This is a genomic window from Streptomyces cavernae (assembly GCF_004023625.1).
In the GTDB taxonomy this organism is placed as follows: domain Bacteria; phylum Actinomycetota; class Actinomycetes; order Streptomycetales; family Streptomycetaceae; genus Streptomyces; species Streptomyces cavernae.
In genome coordinates this window covers 93435-117030 of record NZ_ML137709.1, presented here as the reverse complement: position 1 = coordinate 117030, position 23596 = coordinate 93435, and the positions used below count along the sequence as shown (strand labels likewise).

Annotated in this window: 15 protein-coding genes; 11 read left to right on the top strand and 4 right to left on the bottom strand. The window is 68.5% G+C overall.

Going from position 1 to position 23596, the window contains the following annotated elements; all coding sequences use genetic code 11:
- Window positions 1-91 precede the first annotated feature (91 nt).
- A complete protein-coding gene (locus tag EF387_RS02570) occupies window positions 92-1066 on the top strand; it encodes a zinc-dependent alcohol dehydrogenase (RefSeq protein WP_128374817.1) in 975 nt (324 codons plus the stop codon).
- Window positions 1067-1242: 176 nt separating this feature from the next.
- On the opposite strand, the gene EF387_RS02565 is transcribed toward EF387_RS02570, so the two are convergent.
- Complete coding sequence (locus EF387_RS02565; protein WP_128374816.1) at window positions 1243-5040, bottom strand: GH92 family glycosyl hydrolase; 3798 nt, start codon at window positions 5038-5040, stop codon at window positions 1243-1245.
- A 567-nt stretch (window positions 5041-5607) separates the two neighbouring features.
- Between EF387_RS02565 and ngcE the strand changes: the two genes are divergently transcribed.
- The 9 genes from ngcE to EF387_RS02520 all read left to right on the top strand — a co-directional run bounded on the left by ngcE (window position 5608) and on the right by EF387_RS02520 (window position 17930).
- Complete coding sequence (gene ngcE, locus EF387_RS02560) at window positions 5608-7056, top strand: N-acetylglucosamine/diacetylchitobiose ABC transporter substrate-binding protein (protein WP_128374815.1); 1449 nt, start codon at window positions 5608-5610, stop codon at window positions 7054-7056.
- A gap of 49 nt (window positions 7057-7105) precedes the next feature.
- Complete coding sequence (locus EF387_RS02555; protein ID WP_128374814.1) at window positions 7106-8032, top strand: carbohydrate ABC transporter permease; 927 nt, start codon at window positions 7106-7108, stop codon at window positions 8030-8032.
- A gap of 5 nt (window positions 8033-8037) precedes the next feature.
- A complete protein-coding gene (locus EF387_RS02550; RefSeq protein ID WP_128374813.1) occupies window positions 8038-8964 on the top strand; it encodes a carbohydrate ABC transporter permease in 927 nt (308 codons plus the stop codon).
- A gap of 271 nt (window positions 8965-9235) precedes the next feature.
- Entirely contained in the window at window positions 9236-10435 is a 1200-nt protein-coding gene (locus tag EF387_RS02545; protein WP_128374812.1) for an ROK family transcriptional regulator, read from the top strand.
- 133 nt (window positions 10436-10568) lie between these two features.
- Window positions 10569-11666 (top strand): ABC transporter substrate-binding protein, encoded by a 1098-nt coding sequence (locus tag EF387_RS02540; RefSeq protein ID WP_162467073.1) that lies wholly within the window; start codon window positions 10569-10571, stop codon window positions 11664-11666.
- Between the two features lie 288 nt (window positions 11667-11954).
- The gene (locus EF387_RS02535; protein WP_128374810.1) at window positions 11955-12746 is read left to right on the top strand and encodes an ATP-binding cassette domain-containing protein; all 792 of its coding nucleotides are present in this window, start codon (window positions 11955-11957) and stop codon (window positions 12744-12746) included.
- Window positions 12743-14035: a sugar ABC transporter permease gene (locus EF387_RS02530; RefSeq protein ID WP_128374809.1), complete on the top strand. Its 1293-nt coding sequence runs from the start codon at window positions 12743-12745 to the stop codon at window positions 14033-14035. The genes EF387_RS02535 and EF387_RS02530 overlap by 4 nt, the downstream gene beginning before the upstream one ends.
- Before the next feature lie 291 nt (window positions 14036-14326).
- Entirely contained in the window at window positions 14327-16285 is a 1959-nt protein-coding gene (dxs, locus tag EF387_RS02525) for a 1-deoxy-D-xylulose-5-phosphate synthase (RefSeq protein ID WP_128374982.1), read from the top strand.
- A 145-nt stretch (window positions 16286-16430) separates the two neighbouring features.
- Window positions 16431-17930 (top strand): amino acid permease, encoded by a 1500-nt coding sequence (locus tag EF387_RS02520; protein WP_128374808.1) that lies wholly within the window; start codon window positions 16431-16433, stop codon window positions 17928-17930.
- A 273-nt stretch (window positions 17931-18203) separates the two neighbouring features.
- Here EF387_RS02520 and EF387_RS02515 read toward each other — a convergent pair whose 3' ends face one another.
- Entirely contained in the window at window positions 18204-18581 is a 378-nt protein-coding gene (locus EF387_RS02515) for a PIN domain-containing protein (RefSeq protein ID WP_128374807.1), read from the bottom strand.
- A gap of 131 nt (window positions 18582-18712) precedes the next feature.
- Between EF387_RS02515 and EF387_RS02510 the strand changes: the two genes are divergently transcribed.
- Window positions 18713-19738, top strand: a complete 1026-nt coding sequence (locus tag EF387_RS02510) for a PLL family lectin (RefSeq protein WP_128374806.1) — start codon at window positions 18713-18715, stop codon at window positions 19736-19738.
- Window positions 19739-20477: 739 nt separating this feature from the next.
- Here EF387_RS02510 and EF387_RS02505 read toward each other — a convergent pair.
- The gene (locus EF387_RS02505) at window positions 20478-21392 is read right to left on the bottom strand and encodes a hypothetical protein (protein ID WP_128374805.1); all 915 of its coding nucleotides are present in this window, start codon (window positions 21390-21392) and stop codon (window positions 20478-20480) included.
- A 152-nt stretch (window positions 21393-21544) separates the two neighbouring features.
- Window positions 21545-23500, bottom strand: a complete 1956-nt coding sequence (locus EF387_RS02500; RefSeq protein ID WP_128374804.1) for a hypothetical protein — start codon at window positions 23498-23500, stop codon at window positions 21545-21547.
- Between the last annotated feature and the right edge of the window lie 96 nt (window positions 23501-23596).

Below are 23596 nucleotides of genomic sequence, written 5' to 3'. Positions count from 1 at the left end.
GCCTTTTTCTTCGCCGGGGACGCCTCACTCATCCCTTGTTGAACCGCACAGCGGACCATAAGATCCACTCAATGGACCGAAGGAGGGTCTGATGAGAGCAGCTGTTCTGACAGGGACGTCCCGTGTCGAGACGGTGGGGGACTGGCCCGAGCCCGACTGCGGTCCGCACGACGTCATCGTCGAGATGGCCGGCGTCGGGCTGTGCGGCAGCGACCTCGCCGTCTTCCGCGGCAGCCGGATCCCGCCCGCCACCCCGTGGGTGATGGGACACGAGGGCTTCGGACGCGTCGTCGCCTGCGGGTCCGCGGTGCGGGACCGCCGGATCGGACAGCGGGTGGTGATCGAACCCAACTACGCCTGCCTCAAGTGCGCCGACTGCCTCAGCGGTCTGACCTCGGCATGCCCGCACCGGACCATCGTCGGCCTCAACGCCCCGGGGGTCCTCGCCGAGCGTGCCGCCGTTCCGGCGCGTTTCGCCCACCCCGTCCCGGACGGCCTGTCCGGCGCCGACCTCGCCTGCGCCGAGCCCTACACCGTGGCCCGGTCCGCGGTGCGGCGCAGCGGCACCACCGCGAGGGACCGCTGCCTCGTCGTGGGCGCCGGGGCCCAGGGTCTGCTCGTCTGCCTCATCCTGGCCCGTCTCGGCGCCCGGCCGCTGGTCGTCGAGCCGCATCCGCCGCGGGCCGCCCGTGCTCGGCGGCTGGGCGCGCTGCCCGACGACGGCCGCACCGGTTTCACCCGGATCTTCGAGACCTCCGGCCACGCTCCCGCACTCGGCCCGGCCCTGGACCGGGCGGCCCCCGGCGCCACCGTGGTGCTGATCGGCCTCAACTCCGATCCTCTGCCGCTCACCGTCGAGGACGTGGTGCGCCGGCAGCTCGTGGTCCGGGGGTCCATGATCTACGACCACCCGCGGGACTTCACCGAAGCCGTCGCGGAACTCCACCGGTCCCGGCCCGGCGCCGTCATCGAGGCGCGATACCCGCTGACCCAGGCCCAGCAGGCCTTCGCCGGAGCCGGTGAACGGGCCGGGAAGACGTGGATCAGCATCGCGGACGTGGAGTGAGACCGGGCGCAGTGCGGCGCGCGCGGCGCCGGATGCGTCCGGTGGCTGCGGTCCTGGACCGGCACACGCAGCGGAACCGCAGGAGCGCCGGCGTCGATCAAGCGGCAGCTGATGTCAGGTCACGAAACCGCCGCCCCGGCAACCCGGGGCGGCGGCTCTCGGGGTGCTCGCTCACCTCACGCCAGCAACTCCACCTCCGCCAACGTCCCTTCCCCGTCCAGCACCAACCGGTAGTGCTCATAGGACCCCGGTGCCTTCACCGAGAAGGGACGGGTCTGCTTGTCCCAGGCGAAGGTTTGACCGGAGCGTTCGTCGAGGGTCTTCCAGGTGGTGCCGTCCGAGGAACCCTGGAGCTTCCAGCCCGCCGGAGCCCCGGTGCGGTCGTCGGACGTCAGGGTGTACTGCACCGCCTTGACGGCCTTGCCAGTCGGCAGGTCCACCGACGTGATCGTGCCCTTCGTCGACGATGTGTTGTCGAAGAGCGGGCCCTCGCCCTCGATGGTGTCGGCCCGGGGCGTCGGCACCTCGTCGTCCTGGGTGATCGACACCGGCGCGGCATTCTTGCCGGTGCCCCAGGAGGACGGCTTCGGGCCCATCTCGAATTCCAGCGTCCCACCCTTCGCGATCTCCGAGTGCGGCAACGAAGTCGACTTCCACGTACGGCCGTTGACCCTGAGCCCCTGGACGTACACGTTCTTCGCGCTGTTCTTCGGCGCCTCGATGACCAGCTTGCGGCCGTTCTCCATCTGCACGGTCGCCTTGGTGAACAGCGGGGAACCGATGGCGTATTCGCCGCTGCCCATCACCAGCGGGTAGAACCCGAGCGCGGAGAAGAGGTACCAGGCGGACTGCTCGCCGTTGTCCTCGTCGCCGTGGTAGCCCTGGCCGATCTCGCTGCCGGTGTAGAGGCGGGAGAGCACCTCGCGGACCTTCTCCTGCGTCTTCCAGGGCTGTCCGGCCGCGTCGTACATGTAGGTGGCGTGATGGGCGACCTGGTTGGAGTGCCCGTACATGCCCATCCGTACGTCCCGGGCCTCGGTCATCTCGTGGATGATGCCGCCGTAGTGGCCGACGAACTCGGGCGAGGCGGTCTCCGGTGTGGCGAAGTACTCGTCCAGCTTGTCGGCGAGTTTCTTCCGGCCGCCGTAGAGGTTGGCGAGGCCCCGGGAGTCCTGGGGCGCGGTGAAGGCGTAACCCCAGCCGTTGGTCTCGGTGTAGTCGTAACCCCAGACGCGCGGGTCGTACTCGGACGACTCCACCCGCCAGTCGCCCTTGCCGTCCCGGCCCTGGAAGAAGCCCGCCTTGGAGTCGAAGAGGTTGACGTAGTCCTGGGCGCGGTCGAGGAAGTACTCGGACTCCTCCTTGTAGCGCTTGTCTCCGGTCTTCTTGTACAGCGCCTGGCCCATCTTCGCGATGCCGTAGTCGTTGAGGAAGCCTTCGAGCGCCCACGACAGGCCCTCATGGGTGTCCGTGCTCGTGTAGCCCAGGAATGGCGAGGTCCCCATGCCCTTGCGGCCGACGCCCGAGGACGGCGGCACCACGGTCGCGTTCTTCACGGCGGCGTCGTACGCCGACTTCGCGTCGAAGTCGACGCCCTTGACGTAGGCGTCCGCGAACGCCACGTCCGATGAGGTGCCGGTCATCAGGTCCGCGTAGCCGGGGGAGGACCAGCGCGAGGTCCAGCCACCGTCCTTGTACTGCTGGACGAACCCGTCGACCATTTCACCCGCCTGAGAGGGTGTCAGGAGCGAGTAGGCCGGCCAGGTGGTCCGATAGGTGTCCCAGAAGCCGTTGTTGACGTACACCTTGCCGTCCACGATCTTCGCGCCGGTGTGCGTCGGGGTGTCCTGACCGGGCATGGGGGAGAAGGGCGATGCGTACTTGTACGTCGAACCCACCTTCTCGAAGCCCGAGTTGGGGTACAGGTACAGCCGGTACAGGCCGGAGTAGAGGGTCGTGAGCTGATCGGGGGTGGCGCCCTCGACGCGTACCTTCCCCAGCAGCCGGTCCCACTGCTTCTGCGCCCGGTCCCGCACCGTAGTGAAGGACGTCCCCTCGGGGATCTCCTGGCGCAGGTTGTCCTTGGCCTGGTCGACGCTGATCAGGGAGGTGGCCAGGCGCAGGGTGACCGTGCGGTCCCTGCCCGCGTCGAAGCGCAGGTATCCCTTCTCCTTGGCGGAGTCGCCCGCCACGACCGGCGCGTCGAAGACCCCGTAGACGAACAGCCGCGTCGCCCCGGTCGATTTGCCGGACTTGACGTCCGAGTAGCCGGTGACGACGCCGTTCTCCTTGTCGAGCGTCAGTCCCGCCTGGTCGTTGACGTTGTCGAAGATGACGCTGGTGTCGTCACCGGGGTAGGTGAAGCGGAGCATCGCCGCGTGGTCCGTCGGCGTCATCTCCGCCTTCAGCCCGTTCTCGAAGCGCACCCCGTAGTAGTACGGCCGGGCGGTCTCGTTCTCGTGCCGGAAGGCCAGCGCCCGCTGGGTGCGGCCCAGCTCCGGGGTGCCCGTCGCGGCCGACGGCATCACCTGGAAGGTCTGCCGGTCGCCCATCCAGGGACTGGGTTCATGGCTGGCGCTGAACGCCTGGACGGTCGGCAGGTTGTCCGCGTTGTTGGCGCGCGCGTAGTCGTAGAGCCAGCTCAGCGACTCCGCGTCGGTGACCGGGGTCCAGAAGTTGAAGCCGTGCGGCACGGCCGTCGCCGGGAAGTTGTTGCCCCTGGAGAAACCACCGGTGGAGTTGGTGCCCCGGGTGGTCAGCGCGTAGTCGGAGAGGTGCGCCTTGGGCTTTTCCGGTGCCTGCACCTTCAGCGACACGTCGTCGACCCAGCCCCGGAACTTCGCGGGCCCCTTCGGCGAGTCGTACGCCACCAGTATCCGGTCCACGGTCTTGCCGGCCGCGACCGAGCCGATCCGTGAGACGACGTTGTTCCACTGGTTGACGTAGAGCACCTTGGCAGCGCCCTGGCCCTGCGGCGACAGCCGGAATCCATGCTGGTCGACGGCCTTCAGGTCGCTCAGATGGGTGCCGTCCGTGAAGGCCAGGTCCATCGACACGTTGGTGGCGTCGTAGTCGAGGTCCTTGCTCGCCATCGCCGGATAGACCCGATACGACAGCGTGGTGTCCCGCTCGACGCGTACGTTCACGTCGAAGACCTTGTTGTACGAGTACGCCCTGCCGTCCGTCTTGTGGGTGCCCAGGTAGCGCAGCGCCCGCTTCCCGGTGAAGCCCGCCCCCGCCTTGGCCGTCGGGGAGCCGGTCGGGCCGCGGTCGACGAGGGACAGCATGTCCTTGGGCGCCGGTTCCTCCACGGCACCAGTGGACAACTGCACATCGGCGAGCTGCACGATGTCACCGCTCTGGTTCTTGGTGATCTCCAGACGGAAGTGCCGGTACTCCTGGTCATTGGCGATGTCGTAGGTCTTCGTCTGAAAAGGCTCGCTGAAGGATTCCCCCGAACGGGTGTCGAGGGTCTTCCATTCCTTGCCGTCCGTGGAGCCCTGCAGCGTCCAGTCCCTCGGGTTCCGCTCGGCGTGGTCGTTGGCCGACGTCAGCGCGTAGGTGACCACGGTGACCGGCGCGTCCAGTTCGAGCTCCACCCAGCCGCTCTTGTCGAAGGTCAGCCACTTGGTGCCCGGCTCGCCGTCGAGCAGGTTCTCCTTCACCTCGCCCGCGCCGGTGTTCTCACCGCTGGCCCGGATGTCCGTGACATGGTCGATAACATTGCCCGGGATGCCGGTGGTGAAGCCGCCGTCGACGCCGGAGGTCCGTTTGGAGCCGTCCGGCGCCATGTCCACGGTGTTGAGCCAGTCGGGCGCCGGATCCCCTGCCTCGAACGAGGAAACGAACTCTCGATCGGCCGCCACGGCTTGAGCCGGACGGGCGACGGCGGCCCCCTGTGAGCCCACCAGAAGAGCGAAGGCGGCCACCGAGATGACCGCCCCGCTCTGTCTGTGCCTGTTCCCGTGCTGCATGCGCGAGCACCCTCCCTGCGCTTGGACAACGTTGTCAGCTTGGCTGCGCAAGGTCCAGTAGGGAGTCAAGTGAACTCTGTGTCAAGGGTGTTGGCCGTGACGCCGGGGATGAAAGGCGATTGTCGGACTGCTTGGACTGCTGATGACGGTGGGTACGCATCCGTGTATGCATGTCACGGGCGGCTCACATTTCCGAGAGGTCTCACTTAGGGAAAGAAGGACGGCCAACCGCGGGTTCGATCTTGCTCCGCCGCCGGGAAGTGGACTATACCTGTCGGCGTCAGCGGTGCCACGTGATGGCCGTAGGGCAGGTACCACGGTTGTGGGGGGATGCGTTCGGACGCCGTGTCGCAGGCGCCAAATGCCGCGACTTTCCCTGTTTCCGGTTCAACATCGAGCACGACCCAGCTCCAGCAAGATCCCTCCGATCGAAGCGCAGGGCACACGGCGTGACCTGCGTTTCTCTTCCGGAGGTCCGGGATCTGCCCGGGGTAATGCAGTACCACGACACCGCGGTGCCGGGTGGCTCCGGTTCACCGCCTGAGTCCTGGAGGCGAGGACTTGAGCATGGGATCCACTTCCGCTCACAACGGCCGTGAGAGCGTCGGCCGCCGCGATCTGATTCTGCGGTCCGCCGCGCTCGGGCTGGTCTCCGTGCCGGCGGTCGGCTTCCTGTCTGCGTGTGCGAGCAGCGGCGGCGACTCCGAGGACAAGGCGGAGTCCGGCAAGAAGACCAAGGCGAACCCGCTCGGGGTCAACGATACGGCGCAGATGGAGTTCGTGCTCTTCGACGGCGGCTTCGGCAAGGAGTACGCCGAGGACGCGGTCAAGGTCTACGAGCAGAAGTTCCCGAAGGCCTCCGTCAAGTTCTCCGCCACCCAGAAGATCCAGACCACCCTCCAGCCGCGCTTCAACCAGGGCACCCCGCCGGACCTCATCGACAACTCCGGCGCCGAGCAGATGGACATGGGCGTCCTGGTCGGCAAGAAGCAGCTCGCCGACCTGACCCCGCTGCTGGACGCGCCCTCGTACGACGACCCCGCGAAGAAGGTCCGCGACACGCTGCGTCCCGGCATCGTCGAGATGGGCCAGTTCGACGGCGACCCGGTGTGGATCATGTACTACGCCTACACGGTCTACGGCGTCTGGTACTCGCAGAAGGCCCTGGACTCGCTCGACGAGCAGTACCCGGAGACCTGGGACCAGATGCTGGCCGTGTGCGAGAAGGCCAAGAAGAAGGGTATGGCGGGCTGGACGTACGCGGGCAAGTACCCGTACTACCTCCCCTTCTCGCTCTTCCCGATGATCGGCAAGGTCGGCGGCCGGGAGGTCCTGGACGCCATCGACAACCTTGAGCCCAACGCGTGGAAGCATCCGGCGGTCAAGGCCTGCTTCGAGGCCTACTACGAGCTCTACAAGAAGGGCTACATCCTCCGGGGCACCCCCGGACTGGACCACATCCAGTCGCAGACCGCCTGGGCCAAGGGCAAGGCGCTGTTCATCCCGAACGGCTCATGGGTGGAGAACGAGTCCGCCAATGTGATTCCGGCCGACTTCGACCTCGCGGTCTCCGGGCCCACCGGTCTCGACTCCTCCGACAAGCTGCCCTTCGGCGCGATCTGGGCCTCCGGCGGTGAGCCCTTCATCGTCCCGGCCAAGGCGAAGAACCCGTCCGGCGGAATGGAGCAGTTGCGCATCATGCTCAGCGAGGCCTCCTCGAAGAACTTCACCAGCAAGGTCAAGTCGCTGACCGCGTTCAACGGCGGTACCGACGGGATCGAGCTGACGCCCGGTCTGAAGTCCGGTGTGGCGGCGCTGGACAAGGCCGGTGACAATGTGCTGAACCCGCGGCTGCAGGACTGGTACGTACAGCTCAACAAGGAGCAGGTGGGTGTGTCCGGACTCGGCGAGATGATGGCCGGCCGGCTCACTCCGGCGGAGGCCATCAAGAAGATCCAGGGCTTCGCCGACACGGCCGCCAAGGACTCCAGCATCAAGCACTACAAGCACCAGTGAGTACGCGTCACCAGCGGCGGCACCCGCTCGAGGAACGGGGTCGGTAGGAATGCAGCACGGCAAGTACCGGTTCATCGTCGGATTCCTGGCAGTCCCGCTCGGGCTGTACGTCCTCTTCGTGATCTGGCCGTTCATCCAGTCCATCTACTACTCGTTCACGGACTGGACCGGCCTGAGTCCCGAGTTCAAGATGGTCGGGTTCGACAACTACAGCCGGATGCTCGACGACGACGTCTTCTGGAAGTCCCTGTGGCACAGCCTGCTGTTCGCGCTGGTGCTGCCGCTGGTGACGATCGGCTTCGCGTTGTTCCTCGCCTTCATGATCAATGTGGGCGGCCGGCGGCGCCGGGGCGGACCTGTCGTCTCCGGTGTTCGCGGCTCGTCGTTCTACAAGATCGTCTACTTCTTCCCGCAGGTCCTCTCGATCGCGATCGTCGCTTTGCTGTTCGCCTTCGCGTACAACCCGGACAGTGGCGCCATCAACTCCGCCTTCAAGGCGATCGGTCTCGACAGCGTCCAGCCGCTGTGGCTGGGCGACCCGGACCTGGCGCTGTGGTGTGTGATGGCGGTGCTCGTCTGGTCCACGGTCGGTTTCTTCGTGGTGCTGTTCTCCGCCGGGATGGCCTCCATCCCGGCGGAGCTGTACGAGGCGGCTCTGCTGGACGGCGCCAACCGGGTGAACACCTTCTTCCGGCTGACCCTGCCGCTGCTGTGGGACACCGTGCAGTCCGGCTGGGTCTACATGGGCATCCTTGCGCTGGGCGCCGAGTCGTTCGCCGTGGTCCAGATCATGACGACGGGCCCCGGCGGACCCGACTACTCCACCACCGTCATGGTGCTGTACGTCTACCAGAAGGCGTTCCGTGACGGTCAGGCGGCCTACGCGACCACGATCGGCGTCGCCCTGCTCGTCGTCACGCTCGCCTTCGCGGCGATCGTGATGCGGCTGGGCCGGCGCGAGCGGCTGGAGTTCTGATTGCCATGAAGACGACCGAAACCCCCGCCCCCGTACCGGCCGAGTCCGCCGGGGTCCCCGTCACCAAGGTGGACCTTCCCGAGCGGAAGGGGCAGCAGGAGAAGAGTGAGGGCGCGGTCCTCAACGCCTTCTCGCACGGGATCCTCGTCCTCTGGGCGTTCATGGTGGTGCTGCCGCTGCTGTGGGCGGTGATGACGTCCTTCAAGGACGACAACTCCATCTTCAGCTCGCCCTGGGCGCTGCCCGACAAGCTCCACTTCGACAACTGGGCGCGCGCCTGGACCGACGCCAATATGAGCGACTACTTCCTCAACACCATTCTGGTGGTGGGCGGTTCGCTCATCGGGACGCTGGTGCTCGGCTCCATGGCGGCGTACGTCCTCGCCCGCTTCGAGTTCCCGGGCAACCGGTTCATCTACTTCCTGTTCATCGGCGGCATGAGCTTCCCGATCATGCTCGCCCTGGTCCCGCTGTTCTACGTCGTGAACAACATGGGCCTGCTGAACACCATCCACGGCCTGATCCTCGTCTACATCGCCTACTCGCTGCCGTTCACGGTGTTCTTCCTGACCGCGTTCTTCCGCACCCTGCCCACCTCGGTGGCGGAGGCGGCGTTCGTCGACGGGGCCTCGCACACCCGGACGTTCTTCCAGATCATGCTGCCGATGGCCAAGCCGGGCCTGATCAGCGTGGGGATCTTCAACTTCCTGGGGCAGTGGAACCAGTACATGCTGCCGACGGTGCTCAACACCGACGAGGACAAGCGGGTCCTCACCCAGGGCCTGGTCCAGCTGGCCGCCAGCCAGGGTTACAAGGGCGACTGGTCGGGACTGTTCGCGGGCCTGGTGATGGCGATGCTGCCGGTGCTGTTCGCGTACATCGTCTTCCAGCGCCAGGTGGTGCAGGGGCTCACCGCGGGCGCCCTGAAATAGTCCGCACGCAGTCGAAGGCAGTCCGTCCGTGGGGGCCGCATCCGTCCGGGATGCGGCCCCCACGGTCATGTCCACGACGCCTCCAGGGCATGTCCGGCCATCCGAACGGCGTTGTGCAGGTTGCCCGGATTTCTGTCAAGGACTTGACTGCGGTAACCCGTTCAGTCGAGCTTGGAGTTCACAACTTGTAATGAGTCCGGGCCGCTCAGTGCGGTCCGGGCGCACGGGCGGCCCAGGGTCCGCCCGGCTGAGGGCAGGAGTGGATGGGTCGATGGAGACTCCGGGGTCGCAGTCGTCGCTGCACCGAGCCAATCTCGAGCGGGTCGTTCGGGCCGTGCGCCTCGCCGGATCGCTCACGCAGGCGGAGATCGCGAGGACGACGGGCCTGTCCGCGGCGACGGTCTCCAACATCGTCCGCGAGCTCAAGGAGGGCGGAACGGTCGAGGTCACGCCCACATCGGCGGGAGGCCGCCGGGCCCGCAGCGTGAGCCTCAGCGGTGACGCCGGGATCGTCATCGGTGTCGACTTCGGGCACACGCATTTGCGCGTCGCGGTCGGGAATCTCGCGCACCAGGTGCTCGCCGAGGAGTCCGAGCCGCTGGACGTGGACGCCTCCGCCGCACAGGGCTTCGACCGGGCCGAGGAACTGGTCAGCAGGCTGATCGTGGCGACCGGGGTGGACCGTTCCAAGATCGCCGGGGTGGGGCTCGGCGTACCCGGTCCGATCGACGTGGAGTCCGGCACGCTGGGGTCGACCGCCATCCTGCCGGGCTGGACCGGTGCCAAGCCCGCCGCGGAGCTGCGCGGACGGCTCGGCGTCCCGGTGCACGTGGACAACGACGCCAACCTCGGCGCCCTCGGTGAGCTGGTGTGGGGCAGCGGCCGGGGGGTCAAGGACCTCGCGTACATCAAGGTCGCCAGCGGTGTCGGCGCGGGGCTGGTGATCGATGGCAGGATCTACCGCGGCCCGGGTGGCACAGCGGGAGAAATCGGGCATATTACTCTTGATGAGTCCGGTCCCGTCTGCCGCTGCGGCAACCGGGGCTGCCTGGAGACCTTCGCGGCGGCCCGCTATGTGCTGCCGCTCCTCCAGTCCAGCCACGGGACCGGCCTGACCATGGAGGGAGTCGTCCGGCTGGCGCGGGACGGTGACCCGGGATGTCGACGGGTGATCGCGGACGTCGGCCGCCACATCGGGAGTGGAGTGGCCAATCTCTGTAATTTGCTGAACCCGAGCCGAGTCGTTCTCGGTGGCGACCTCGCCGAGGCCGGGGAGCTCGTCCTCGGGCCCATAAGGGAGTCTGTCGGGCGCTATGCGATCCCCAGTGCGGCGCGCCAACTCTCCGTTCTTCCGGGTGCACTTGGGGGCCGTGCGGAGGTGCTCGGAGCGCTCGCTCTCGCACTCAGCGAGATGGGTGATTCGACCCTTTTGGACGGCACGCTGCCCGCAGCGACCCCTGTCTTCACTTAGAGAACGGATGGCACCGTTGCCATCTCGTTAAGGATTTACTTCTTGACGTCGCACAAGTGGCCGAGTTGACTTCCAGTCACCTCGGCCGCAACGACGCGGCCTCGTCAGGGAGGTTTCTGAAGTGAACACGCGTATGCGTCGTGCCGCCGTCGCGGTTGCCGCCGGTGCGATGGCTGTTTCGCTGGCCGCCTGTGGCAGCGCGAAGGAGTCGGGCAACGACAGCGACTCCACGGGCACCGCCGCCAAGGGGGACGCGATCAAGGTCGGTCTGCTCCTTCCGGAGAACCAGACCGCGCGTTACGAGAAGTTCGACCAGCCCTTGATCGAGAAGAAGGTCAAGGAGCTCACGAACAACAAGGGCGAGGTCGTCTACGCCAACGCCAAGCAGGACGCCAGCACCCAGAACCAGCAGGTCGACACGATGATCACCAACAAGGTCGACGTGCTGATCGTGGACGCGGTGGACTCCAAGGCCATCGCCGGCTCGGTGAAGAAGGCCAAGGACGCGGGCATCCCCGTCGTCGCCTACGACCGCCTGGCCGAGGGCCCGATCGACGCCTACACCTCCTTCGACAACGAAGAGGTCGGCCGGGTCCAGGGTGAGGCCCTGCTCAAGGCCCTGGGCTCCAAGGCCAAGGACGGCGAGATCGTCATGATGAACGGGTCGGTGACCGACCCGAACGCCGCCCTCTTCAAGAAGGGCGCCCACTCCGTCCTCGACGGCAAGGTGAACATCGGCAAGGAGTACGACACCAGGGAGTGGAAGCCGGAGAACGCCAACGCCAACATGGAGGGCGCCATCTCCGCCCTCGGCAAGAACGAGATCATCGGCGTCTACTCCGCCAATGACGGCATGGCGGGCGGCATCATCACCGCCCTGAAGGCGGCCGGCATCTCCGTCCCGGTCACCGGCCAGGACGCCGAACTCGCGGGCGTGCAGCGCATCGTCGCCGGTGAGCAGTACATGAGCGTCTACAAGCCGTACCCGCAGGAGGCCGAGACCGCCGCGGAGATGGCCGTGGCGCTCGCCAAGGGCGAGAAGCTCGACTCCATCGCCAAGGACTCGGTCGACAGCCCGACCACCAAGGGCGTCAAGTCCTCCATCATCCCGGTTGTCTCGCTGACCAAGGACAACATCAACGACACGGTCATCAAGGACGGCATCTACACGGTCGCCGAGATCTGCACGGCCAAGTACAAGGCCGACTGCGACAAGATCGGCCTCAAGTAAGTCCCTTACGCAGTACGGGAATTCACACCGAGCGCAATTGTCCGCCCGTGAATTCCCGTACGGGACGCATGTATGTCGCGTGTATGTGCTGACGCGCGTACCCGCGCAGTCGCGTACGCGCGCATCTTCGCACCGTGCTGAAGGCGTGAAGGGTGCGAACCGTGCGTACGAAAAAGCTCCTCCGGCGCCCCGCCACTCAACAGCCCCGCAAGCTCGCGCGGGGCGCCGGACGGAACAACACCCCAAATATTGCTGCACTACCTTCCGCCGGGTCAGGCGGCGAAGGAGATGATTGACGTGTCCGCTACGCCTGTCCTGGCGTTGCGCGGGGTCTCCAAGCGGTTCGGTGCCGTCCAGGCGCTCACCGACGTAGAGCTCGAGGTCCACGCCGGTGAAGTGGTCGCCCTGGTCGGCGACAACGGCGCCGGAAAGTCCACGCTGGTGAAGACGATCGCCGGCGTGCACCCCATCGATGAGGGCGTCATCGTGTGGGACGGCAAGTCCGTCCAGATCAACAAGCCGCACGACGCCCAGAACCTGGGCATCGCGACCGTCTACCAGGACCTCGCGCTGTGCGACAACATCGACGTCGTCGGCAACCTCTACCTGGGCCGGGAGATCCGCAAGCGCGGTGTCCTGGACGAGGTGGAGATGGAACGCCGCTCCCGCGAGCTGCTGCAGACGCTGTCGATCCGCATCCCCAGTGTCCGGATCCCGATCGCCTCCCTCTCCGGCGGTCAGCGCCAGACCGTGGCGATCGCCCGCTCCATGCTCGGCGAACCCAAGCTGGTCATCCTCGACGAGCCCACCGCGGCGCTCGGTGTGGAACAGACGGCGCAGGTCCTCGACCTGGTGGAGCGGCTGCGCGAACGCGGTCACGCCGTGATCCTCATCAGCCACAACATGGCCGATGTTAAGGCCGTTGCCGACAAGGTCGCCGTACTGCGCCTCGGCCGCAACAACGGCGTCTTCGAGGTCAAGTCGACCTCGCAGGAAGAGATCATCTCCGCCATCACGGGTGCCACGGACAACGCCGTGACCCGTCGTGCGGCGCGCACCACTGGGGAGATCCAGAAGTGAGCATCGACAAGACCACGACGACGGCCGACGCGCACGTCGTGGAGAACCCCGAGGCGGCCGCCGGTTCCGACGTCGCCGTCGACCCCCGGCTGCTGGTGCGCGAACAGGGCTTCGCGGGCTACCTCACCGAGTTCAAGCGCAAGCTGAAGGCGGGCGACCTCGGCTCCATCCCGGTCGTCCTCGGCCTGGTCGTCATCTGGGTGATCTTCCAGAGCCTGAACTCCAACTTCCTCACCGCGGGCAACCTGTCCGACATCTCCGTGGCCATGGTCGGCACCGGAATGATCGCCGTGGGCATCGTGTTCGTGCTGCTGCTCGGTGAGATCGACCTGTCGGTGGGTTCCGTCAGCGGTGTCGCGGGCGCGACCTTCGCCGTGCTCAACGTCACGAACGGCATGAGCGAATGGACGGCCTTCGTGCTGGCCATCCTCACGGGTACGGCGGCCGGCGCGATCCACGGCTTCGTCTTCGCGAAGATCGGTGTCCCCGCCTTCGCCGTCACCCTCGCCGGACTGCTGTTCTGGAACGGCTTCATGCTCCAGATCCTCGGCGAGAACGGCACCATCAACCTGGACAGCGAAGGCCTCGTCGCCAAGCTGACCAGCTACTACTTCACCGACGTGGCCGCCGCCTACGGTCTCGCGACCGTGGTCACCGCGGGCTTCTTCCTCAGCTCCTTCCTCGGCAACCGACGCCGCGAGGCCGCCGGTGTGCCGTCCCAGCCGCTGAGTGACACCATCCTGCGCACCGTGCTGCTGGCGATCGTCGCCTTCGCCGTCGCGGCCGTCTACAACCAGTACAAGGGCCTGCCGCTGGCCGTGGTGATCTTCATCGCGGTGCTGCTGCTCACGGACTTCGTCCTGCGCCGCACGTCCTACGGCCGGAAGATCTTCGCGCTCGGCGGCAGCGTGGAGGCCTCGCGGCGCGCGGGCATCAACGTCGAGATGGTGCGGATCTCCGTCTTCGCGATCGCGGGTACGTTCGCCGCGATCGGTGGTCTCTTCATCGCCTCGAAGATCGCTTCGGCCAACCAGGGTGCCGGTGGTGGTGACCTGCTGATGAACGCGATCGCCGCCGCGGTGATCGGTGGTACCTCGCTGTTCGGCGGTCGCGGGCGTACGTGGAACGCGCTGCTGGGCGTGCTGGTGATCGTGTCCATCCAGTACGGGCTCGCGCTGGAAGGTATCGCCTCGCCGGTTCAGTACATGATCACCGGTGGTGTGCTGCTCGCCACTGTCGTGATCGACGCGATCACCCGGAGGACGCAGAAGACCGCGGGCCGGGCCTAGCCGTCTTCGCCTGAGCCCGGCCCCAGGGGTCGCTCGCCGGCTGAGGGTTCGTCGTGGCTGGTCGTGCCCACGCGGCGAGCCGCGCAATGTCACAGCCCCGCGCCCTTGAGGGGCGCCTGTGCCCGGTATCCGCAAGGTGCCGGGCACAGGCATGTCATGGAACAGCTCCGGCTGGGTAGTACGTCCGATCGCGTGACCTCGTACCGGCTGCCCGGGAACGGTGGCGCACAGCGGAACATTAGACTCGACAGACCCGTCAAGCTCGAACAGCTCTATCGCAAGGAGGCACGGGTGCCGCTGCTGACCCGCATCACGGGACCGCGCGATCTGGACCGGCTCAGTCCGGAGCAGCTTCAGAAGCTGGCCGGCGAGATCCGGACCTTTCTCGTCGAAGCGGTCTCCAAGACAGGCGGCCACCTCGGCCCCAACCTCGGTGTGGTCGAGCTCACCATCGCGTTGCACCGGGTCTTCGACTCGCCCAAGGACAAGGTGCTGTGGGACACGGGTCACCAGTCCTACGTCCACAAGCTGCTGACCGGCCGCCAGGACTTCTCCAAACTCAAGATGAAGGGCGGTCTGTCGGGCTACCCCTCGCAGGCCGAGTCCGAGCACGACGTCATCGAGAACAGCCACGCCTCCACGGTCCTCGGCTGGGCCGACGGCCTCGCGAAGGCCAACCAGCTCCTGGACCGCGACGACCACGTCGTCGCGGTCATCGGTGACGGGGCCCTCACGGGCGGCATGGCCTGGGAGGCGCTCAACAACATCGCCGACGCCAAGGACCGCCCGCTGGTCATCGTCGTCAACGACAACGAGCGCTCCTACGCCCCCACGATCGGCGGCCTCGCCAACCACCTCGCCACCCTGCGCACCACCGACGGCTACGAGCGTTTCCTGGCCCGCGGCAAGGACATCCTGGAGCGCACCCCGGTCGTCGGCCGGCCGCTCTACGAGACCCTGCACGGCGCCAAGAAGGGCCTGAAGGACTTCATCGCCCCGCAGGGCATGTTCGAGGACCTGGGCCTGAAGTACGTCGGCCCCATCGACGGACACGACATCGAGGCACTGGAGTCCGCGCTCGCCCGCGCCAAACGCTTCGGCGGCCCCGTCATCGTGCACTGCCTCACCGAGAAGGGCCGCGGCTACCAGCCCGCCCTCCAGGACGAGGCCGACCGGTTCCACGCCGTCGGCAAGATCCACCCCGACACGGGCCTGCCCATCGCGTCCTCCGGCGCCGACTGGACCTCCGTCTTCGGCGAGGAGATGGTCAAGCTCGGCCGCGAGCGCGAGGACATCGTCGCCATCACCGCGGCCATGCTCCAGCCGGTCGGCCTGGACAAGTTCGCCAAGACGTTCCCCGAGCGGGTCTTCGACGTCGGCATCGCCGAGCAGCACGGCGCGGTCTCCGCGGCGGGCCTCGCCACCGGCGGACTGCACCCCGTCTTCGCCGTCTACGCGACCTTCCTCAACCGCGCCTTCGACCAGGTCCTGATGGACGTGGCCCTGCACAAGTGCGGTGTCACCTTCGTGCTCGACCGGGCCGGCATCACCGGCACCGACGGTGCCTCCCACAACGGCATGTGGGACATGTCGATCCTCCAGGTCGTCCCGGGCCTCAGGCTCGCGGCACCGCGCGACGCCGACCAGGTACGCGCCCAGCTGCGCGAGGCCGTCGAGGTCACCGACGTGCCGACCGTCGTCCGCTTCTCCAAGGGCGCCGTCGGCCCGGCCGTGCCCGCCGTGGGCCGGATCGGCGGGATGGACGTGCTGCGCGAGGCGGGCACCGACGCCCCGGACGTGCTGCTGGTCTCCGTCGGTGCCCTCGCACCCATGTGCCTGGAGATCGCCGATCTCCTCGACAAGCAGGGCATCTCCACCACGGTCGTCGACCCGCGCTGGGTCAAGCCCGTCGACGAGGCCCTCGCCCCGCTCGCCGAGCAGCACCGCGTCGTCGTCACCGTGGAGGACAACTCCCGCGTCGGCGGTGTCGGTTCGACGATCGCACAGGCCCTGCGCGACGCCGGGGTGGACGTCCCGCTGCGCGACTTCGGCATCCCGCCGCGCTTCCTCGACCACGCCTCCCGGGCCGAGGTCCTGGCGGAGATCGGGCTGACCGCGCCCGACATCGCCCGCCAGGTCACCGGGCTCGTCGCAAAACTCGACGGGCACGCCCCGACGCAGCTGCCGGCCTCCGACGCGACCCCCGCCGCCCGCAGCGGCGCGGACTCGGTGGAGCCCGCACGCGACTGACGCACCTCCAGGCACCTCTTGGGCAGGTTTCGCCACCCTTTACGGTGGCGAAACCGGCCCAATGGCGTGAACTTCCCGTTGTCCGGGCAGGCGATGCCTGAACCCTCTCGATCATGTCGAGGACGACTGGCGTGGAGGTACGCCCGTGAGCAGCACACTCTTCCGGACCAAAAGCGTCGAGCAGTCGATCAGAGACACCGAGGAACCGGAGCACGCGCTCAGGAAGTCGCTGTCCGCCCTGGACCTGACGGTCTTCGGCGTCGGTGTCATCATCGGCACCGGCATCTTCGTGCTGACCGGCAAGGTCGCCAAGGAGACCGCCGGACCCGCGGTCTCCCTGGCCTTCGTCGCCGCCGGCGTCGCCTGCGCGCTCGCCGCGCTCTGCTATGCCGAGTTCGCCTCCACGGTTCCGGTCGCCGGATCCGCGTACACCTTCTCGTACGCCTCGCTGGGCGAACTGCCCGCCTGGATCATCGGCTGGGACCTGGTGCTGGAGTTCGCCCTGGGCACCGCGGTGGTCGCCGTCGGCTGGTCTGGCTATATCCGCTCGCTGATGGACAACGCGGGCTGGCAGATGCCCGAGGCGCTGGCCGGACGCGAAGGGGCCGAGGGCTTCGGTTTCGACATCCTCGCCGCCGCGCTGGTGCTGGTGCTCACCGGCATCCTCGTGCTCGGGATGAAGCTGTCCGCCCGGGTCACCCAACTCGTCGTCGCCATCAAGGTGACCGTCGTCCTGATCGTGATCATCGCGGGCGCCTTCCTCGTCAAGGGCGCCAACTACGACCCGTTCATCCCCAAGACCCAGACGGTGGAGGCGGGCAGCAACCTCCAGGCGCCGCTCATCCAGGTGATTTTCGGCTGGGCACCCTCCAACTTCGGGGTGCTGGGCATTTTCACCGCCGCGTCCGTGGTCTTCTTCGCCTTCATCGGCTTCGACATCGTCGCCACCGCCGCCGAGGAGACCAGGAACCCGCAGCGGGACATGCCGCGCGGCATCCTCGGCTCCCTGCTCATCTGCACCATGCTCTACGTGCTGGTCTCGATCGTCGTCACCGGTATGCAGCACTACAGCAGGCTGTCCGTCGACGCCCCACTCGCCGACGCCTTCAAGTCCACCGGACACCCCTTCTTCGCCGGTGTCATCAGCTTCGGCGCCGCCGTCGGACTCACCACCGTCTGCATGATCCTCCTGCTCGGCCAGACCCGGGTCTTCTTCGCCATGAGCCGTGACGGACTGCTGCCCCGGTTCTTCTCCGTGGTCCACCCCCGCTTCAAGACCCCGCACCGGCCGACCATCCTGCTGGGCGTGATCATCGCGATCCTCGCCGGCTTCACCAGCCTCAGCGAACTCGCCGAACTGGTGAACATCGGCACGCTCTTCGCGTTCATCGTCGTCGCGATCAGCGTGATCATCCTCCGCCGCACCCGCCCCGACCTGCCCCGCGCCTTCCGCACCCCGCTGGTGCCGTTCGTGCCGATCCTGTCGGTGCTGGCCTCGCTGTGGCTGATGCTGAACCTGCCCACGGAGACCTGGCTGCGCTTCGCGGGCTGGATGGTGGTCGGCTTCTTCGTCTACTTCCTCTACGGGCGACAGCACAGTCGCCTCCAGCGGGAGAAAGCGGCTCCTGCGGACACCGCTCGCTGAGCTTTCAGCCCGTCCGTCATTTGAGGAGAAGGCCGCAAGGCCGATGCGGGAGGCCGGGGGCGGCAGCCCTCGGGATGGGATCCCCGGGATGGGATCCCCGGGATGGGATCCCCGGGATGGGATCCCCGGGATGGGATCCCCGGGATGGGATCCCCGCGATGGGGGTTCCCGAGATTGGGGTTCCCGAGATGGGGTCCCCCTGCTCGAGCGAAGTCGAGAGCTTGGGGGAGGGACGGGCAGGGGCGGAGGGGGCGAAGCAACCCCGGGCGGCGCTCAGCCCTGCCGTACCGTACGCGGCCCCGTCACCTCCGCGCCCAACTCGCCCACCCGGTGCCGCAGCTCGCGGTCCGCCGTGACCACCAGTCGGTACCGGTCGGCGAACTCCCGGGCCAGTTCCACGATGCGGTCGTCCCCGGTGCCGGGAGCCCGCTCGACCCGTACGCCGGGAACCGACTCCACGTCCCGCGCCGCGCCCTCCACCACCAGCACGACCTCCACCGGCCCGGGACGGTCCGCGAGCCCCTCCTCCGCGACCGCCACCAGCCGGTCGCGGAGCCGCTCGGCCGCGCCGCGGCGGTCGCGCCACCAGCCGTCGGGAACCGAGCCCACGACATTGGCGGCGTCGACGATGAGCAGCAGCGGAGCATCCATGGGGGTTCACGCTTCCATGAGGTTCGGGGTCGCACGAGGACGGTACTGGCCGAGTACCTCCAGGGGCCGCCGATTAAAGTGGTCCGGTGCCAATGGCTCCATCTACGACGACTTCCGCCCAGCCCTCGGCGGTGAACGGCAACTGGCTCATACGCGGTCGGGACGGCCGACTGAGCGCGTACTCCCCGCTGGGTGACGCGGCCGTGTGCCGTGCGGAGAAGCACCCCGGCGGACCCTTGCTGCCACCCCGCCGCGTGGGCGGCGACCAGCGGCTGCACCCGGTGCTGGCGGTCGGCCGGGGCACCGACGGATACGCGCATCTGGTCTCCTGGCGCCCCACCGTGCCCGGTGAGTCCGGTCTCGTGCACTCCACGCACTTCCGTGGCCACCTAGCGTCGCTCGACTGGAACCCGCTCGGCCACCCCAACCGCACGGGCGACCGGACCGGCGTACCCGCCGTCACCGTGGACGCCGAGGGGCGCGCCCACGTCTTCGTACGCAACATGGGCGGCGGGGTGTCCATGCGCGGCCAGAAGGAACGCGGCGGCTGGGGGCCCTGGCGGGACCTCAAGGGCCGCGACGTGGAGGGCGAGCTCGCGGCGGTGACCCGGGAGTCGGGGCGCGTGGAGCTCTTCGCGGCCACCCCGAACGGGATCCTGCGCTGGACGCAGGCCGGTCCCGGGCACATCCCCGCGCTCGACGACGAGCCGCTGAAGGTGGGCGTGCGGCCGGGGACACTGCGCGCCCTGGCCACCTCCGAGGAGCACGTCACCCTCTTCTTCACCGACCAGGCGGACATGCTGTGCGCCTGGCGGCCCGGCAGCGATCCGGTGCCGCTGCTGGCGGCGGCCGGTCCCGGCCCCGTGTCGGCCGTCCGCTGTCTCCTGGACGACCAGGACTGCACCCTGCTGGCCCAGCGCTCGACCGGCGGCCGGGTGGCGTTCGCGGCCTACCCCACGGAGCAGGAGTCGGCCGGGGCCTGGTGGACGGAGTCGGGCCCGCAGCTCCCGCAGGACACCCGGGTGGCACTGACCGAGGACGCCCAGGGCAGGGTGGTGGCCGCGACCATGTCCGCCGACGGCGAGTTGTACCTCACGCGACGCAAGGACGAACCGGGTCTGGCGCTGGAGGCCTGGCGGCGGATCGAGCGCGACTAGTGGCCCCGACAGCCAACGTTCGCCCCGTCGCGACGCCCGGCACTCCCCCAAGCTCTTCGAGCAGGGGGCACCCCCACTCGCCGCACCGGCCGAAAGCCCAAGTACATCCAGCACGAGGACTTCCGGCCGGCACTCCCCAAGCTTTTCGAGCAGGGGGTACCCCCAGAGCACGCTCCCCCAAGCTCTCGACTTCTCCCCCATTCTCGGCTGCGCTCGAGCGGGGGACCCCCATGAGCAGGGGGACCCCCATGACGCCGCTCCTTGACGGGCAAACGTTGCCTGCCGGGGCACTAGCGGAGCACGAGCGCGGCCGGTGGCCCTGGCGATCTCGGTGAGCGTCGCGCGGGGCCGGTGAGCATGAGCGCGGCGCGTGAGCACAGGCGGGGGCGGGGGATCCGAGCGGGTCGGTGGTGCATCGTGCGGGGTCGGTGGATCCGAGCGGGGCGCGTGAGCACGGGCGGGGGCGGGGGATCCGAGCGGGTCGGTGGAGCATCGGGCGGGGTCGGTGGATCCGAGCGGGGCGCGTGAGCACGGGCGGTGCCGGGGGGATCCCAGCGGGTCGGTGGAGCATCGGGCGGGGTCGGTGGATCCGAGCGGGGCGCGTGAGCACGGGCGGTGCCGGGGGATCCGAGCGGGTCGGTGGTGTATCGGCGGGGCCGGGGGCCCGAGCCGGCCGGCGGAGTATCGGGCGGGGCCCGCGGAGCCCGGGCGTGTGGTCCGTCGGGCGCCGTCGACGGACTCAGTCGGACTTGAGCTTCTCCAGTGTCGACTCGGTGTCGGCCTTGAGCCAGCGGGCGACCTCGTTCACCTCGGGCACGTCCTCCTCGTCGTAGGAGGAGGAGTAGGCGCTCCAGCTCATCTGGTAGGTCATCCAGCCGTCCCGCACCGCGAGGGTGACCGCCCGGCTGCCGCTCGTGCCGGAACCGGTCGTGGTGTCCTCGGTGACGAGATAGGCCTCGTCACCGAAGCCGCTGAGCTCGTCGACGTCGTAGTCGTCGTAGCGCTGGTCGTACTCGGACCACAAGGCCGTGAACTCGGGAGCGGGGTCGGTCCTCTTGTGGAGGTCCACCTGCACCGAGAAGTACGCGTCGGCGTAGGAGGAGGCGGAGGACGCCTTCAGGGAGATGCTGCAGTAGCTCTGGTCCAGGGCCTCGTGCTCCAGGGAGTTGTGGACGGGAGAGCCGTCCTCCTCCGGGTATTCGCTCTTGACGGACGAGTAGTCGACCGAGGAGCAGAGGTTGGCCTTGGACTCGTAGCCGCGCAGATCCGCCTCGGGATCCCCGCCGAGGAGGAAGACTCCGCCCGCCCAGCCAGCGGAGGCGACCACCGCGCCCAGCGCCGCCCACAGGACGGCACGCCCGGCGGGTCCACTCCCGGCGGACGGCGGCGCGGGAGGCGGGAAGGCGCCCGGCGGAGGGGCGTACGGATTGTGCTGTGTCGGCACTGGCCCGGCGTGGGTGCCGTACCCGGCCGGCGACTGAGGACTGGGGTAGGGGTAGGCGGTCGGCTGCGAGGGGGGCGGGGAAGGGAGCTGTGACTGCGGCGCGGGCTGAAGCTGCGCCTCGGGCTGGGGCTGGGGCTGCGGCTGGGGCTCGGGCTGGGACTGCGGCTGCGGATCGGGCTGTGCCGGGACACCGTCAGGGTGTTCGTGCATCGTCTTCTCCTCTTGCCGCGTGGTCGGAGGGATACAGCACAGGCGGATGCGCAACGACGTTCGACGACACGTAGCAGAGGGTTACCCGCTGCCGGGCCTCCTTCCACACGTTTCATGGCGTCCGCGACGACCGAGCTCCCCTCCAGGGCGGGTCAGAGGAGTGGCGGGTCGGTGAGGAACGGGATCAACTCCCGGTCCACGAAGACGTGGTGGTAGACCCGGGCAAGGACGAAGTACGGGAACCATTCCAGCGCGAGATCCCGGTCGAACCGCAAAGCCGCGTGGACCAGCAGATCGGGACGGGTCAGCCGGTCGCGGATGCCCAGCAGTTCGGCGAGTTGGAGCAGCGGGTACGAGCCGGTGGCGGCCAGGGCCTCGTGGATCGGCGCCATGCCCCGGGAGTTGAGCTGGAGACCGTATTCCCGCACCTCGGTGGCACAGGCCACGCCGCCCTCGGTCTCCCGCCGTCCTGCCGAGGGGAACGCCAGCGGCAGCAGGGCGCCACGGGGTGAGACGGCGAGCCGCTCTCCCCCCGCCTGTCCGGAGCCGACGTCCCGGTCCATGACCGTCCACCCGCCGGCCTCCGCCAGCGTGCGGTAGCCGCGCATCCCGAGGCTGCGGAGCCTGGGCTCGCGCCAGGAATCGCCCACGTCGGATCTGTCCAGGCAGGACAGGTGCCAGGTCCCCGCGGTCTCCGGACGGCCCCCGTCCCCGGTCGACAGGTACGAGTCGAAGCGGGTGAACTGCCCGGTCAGTTCCAGCACGGGGCGGCGGCATCCCACACAGCGTGGGGTGTTGGCGGCCAGCGCGGCCGTCGGGTTGGCGGCCGTGGGCGGAGCCGGCCTCCGTGCGACGCCGGGCTCGTCCTCGAAGCCCTTGCGGCGGAGCAGCGCCGCCACCCGGCGGTTGTGGTCCGCGATCCGGATCCGCTCCCGCTCGGCGTCCTCGGCGGTGGCCGGCACCGTGCGCCCGTGCTGGCCCTCGTAGGTCTCCAGGCTCTCGTGGCGGCCGTCGGCATGGATGCGCCCGTGGTAGGTGAGGTCGTCCGGCAGCACGACGTAGTCCAGATGCAGCCGTCCGTCCGCCCCGATCCCGACCAGCACGCGCAGGTCCTGTCCGTGCAGGTCTACCGGGTCGTCCACCCGGTAGACGCGGCCGACCTCGAGTGACTGCGGCAGCAGGTCCGAGTGCCGTGCGTGTTCCCGCAGCGCGTCCCGGAACACCGCCGTCACCGTGTCCGGTACGCGGACCACGCCGGACACCCCCACCGGGAGTTTGCCGCGCTCGGCGTACCAGCGGGCGTCGAAACGCGAGACCAGGTTGCGCAGATGCAGCCACGGCACATGGCCGTAGGCGTCTTCCAAGGTGTGTCCGTCGGCGCTCATGGGCTGCACATGGGCGGTCACGCCTCCCGCGACCGCCCGTATCACCGAGCGCTCGCCGGGGTGCCACGCGCACGCCGGCTCAGGATGCGGATCCCGCTGGACGACCAGCAGGTTCTTCAGATGGGGAGATGCCGCGATGGCCTCGAACGCCCGCGCGCCGAGCCGGTTGCCGGTCAGGTCCAGATGCAGGCAGTCCGTCAGCAGCGGACTGCCCGCGAGTTCCGCCACAGCGTCGTCGTCCAGGCCTGCCCCCGGAAACCCGATCGAGTCCAGGCCGGCCAGATGCTCGCACCGCAGCAGCCGGGATAGCGAGCCGGGGCGCGGCAGGGTGAAGTCGATGTGCCGGACCACAGTGGTGTGCAGCAGGAGCCCACCGCGTTCGACGAAGAGGTCGGCGTCCATGGTCAGATGGGCCACGAGGCCCCGGTGGAACATCAGACGCGGACCCGGAATGCCCGGCTCCGTGGTGAACCGGTCGACCCACTGCGACCAGGTCTGCGCGTGCCGGGTCAGCAACCGGCGTTCCTCGGGCGTTGCTTGGGAGGTGTCGATCTCTCCCTGGGCGCGCTGCCGGCTGACCCTGTCCACCTGTGTCCGGACGAACTCCGAGAGCTCTGGTTCGTAGGGACGCAGGTACGTGGCGAACGACCGTCGCAGTTCGTCGTTCTCCGGGTCGGCGGCGATCGCCAGGAGGTACTCCTCCTCGTTGGACGGCGTGCTCATCGACGGTACGGTGCGTCGGCGGGACAGGGACTCGACTGCCGTCTACGGCCGGAAGCTGTCATGGCCGTATCGTGAGGGACGTTGCGCGGAGCTGAC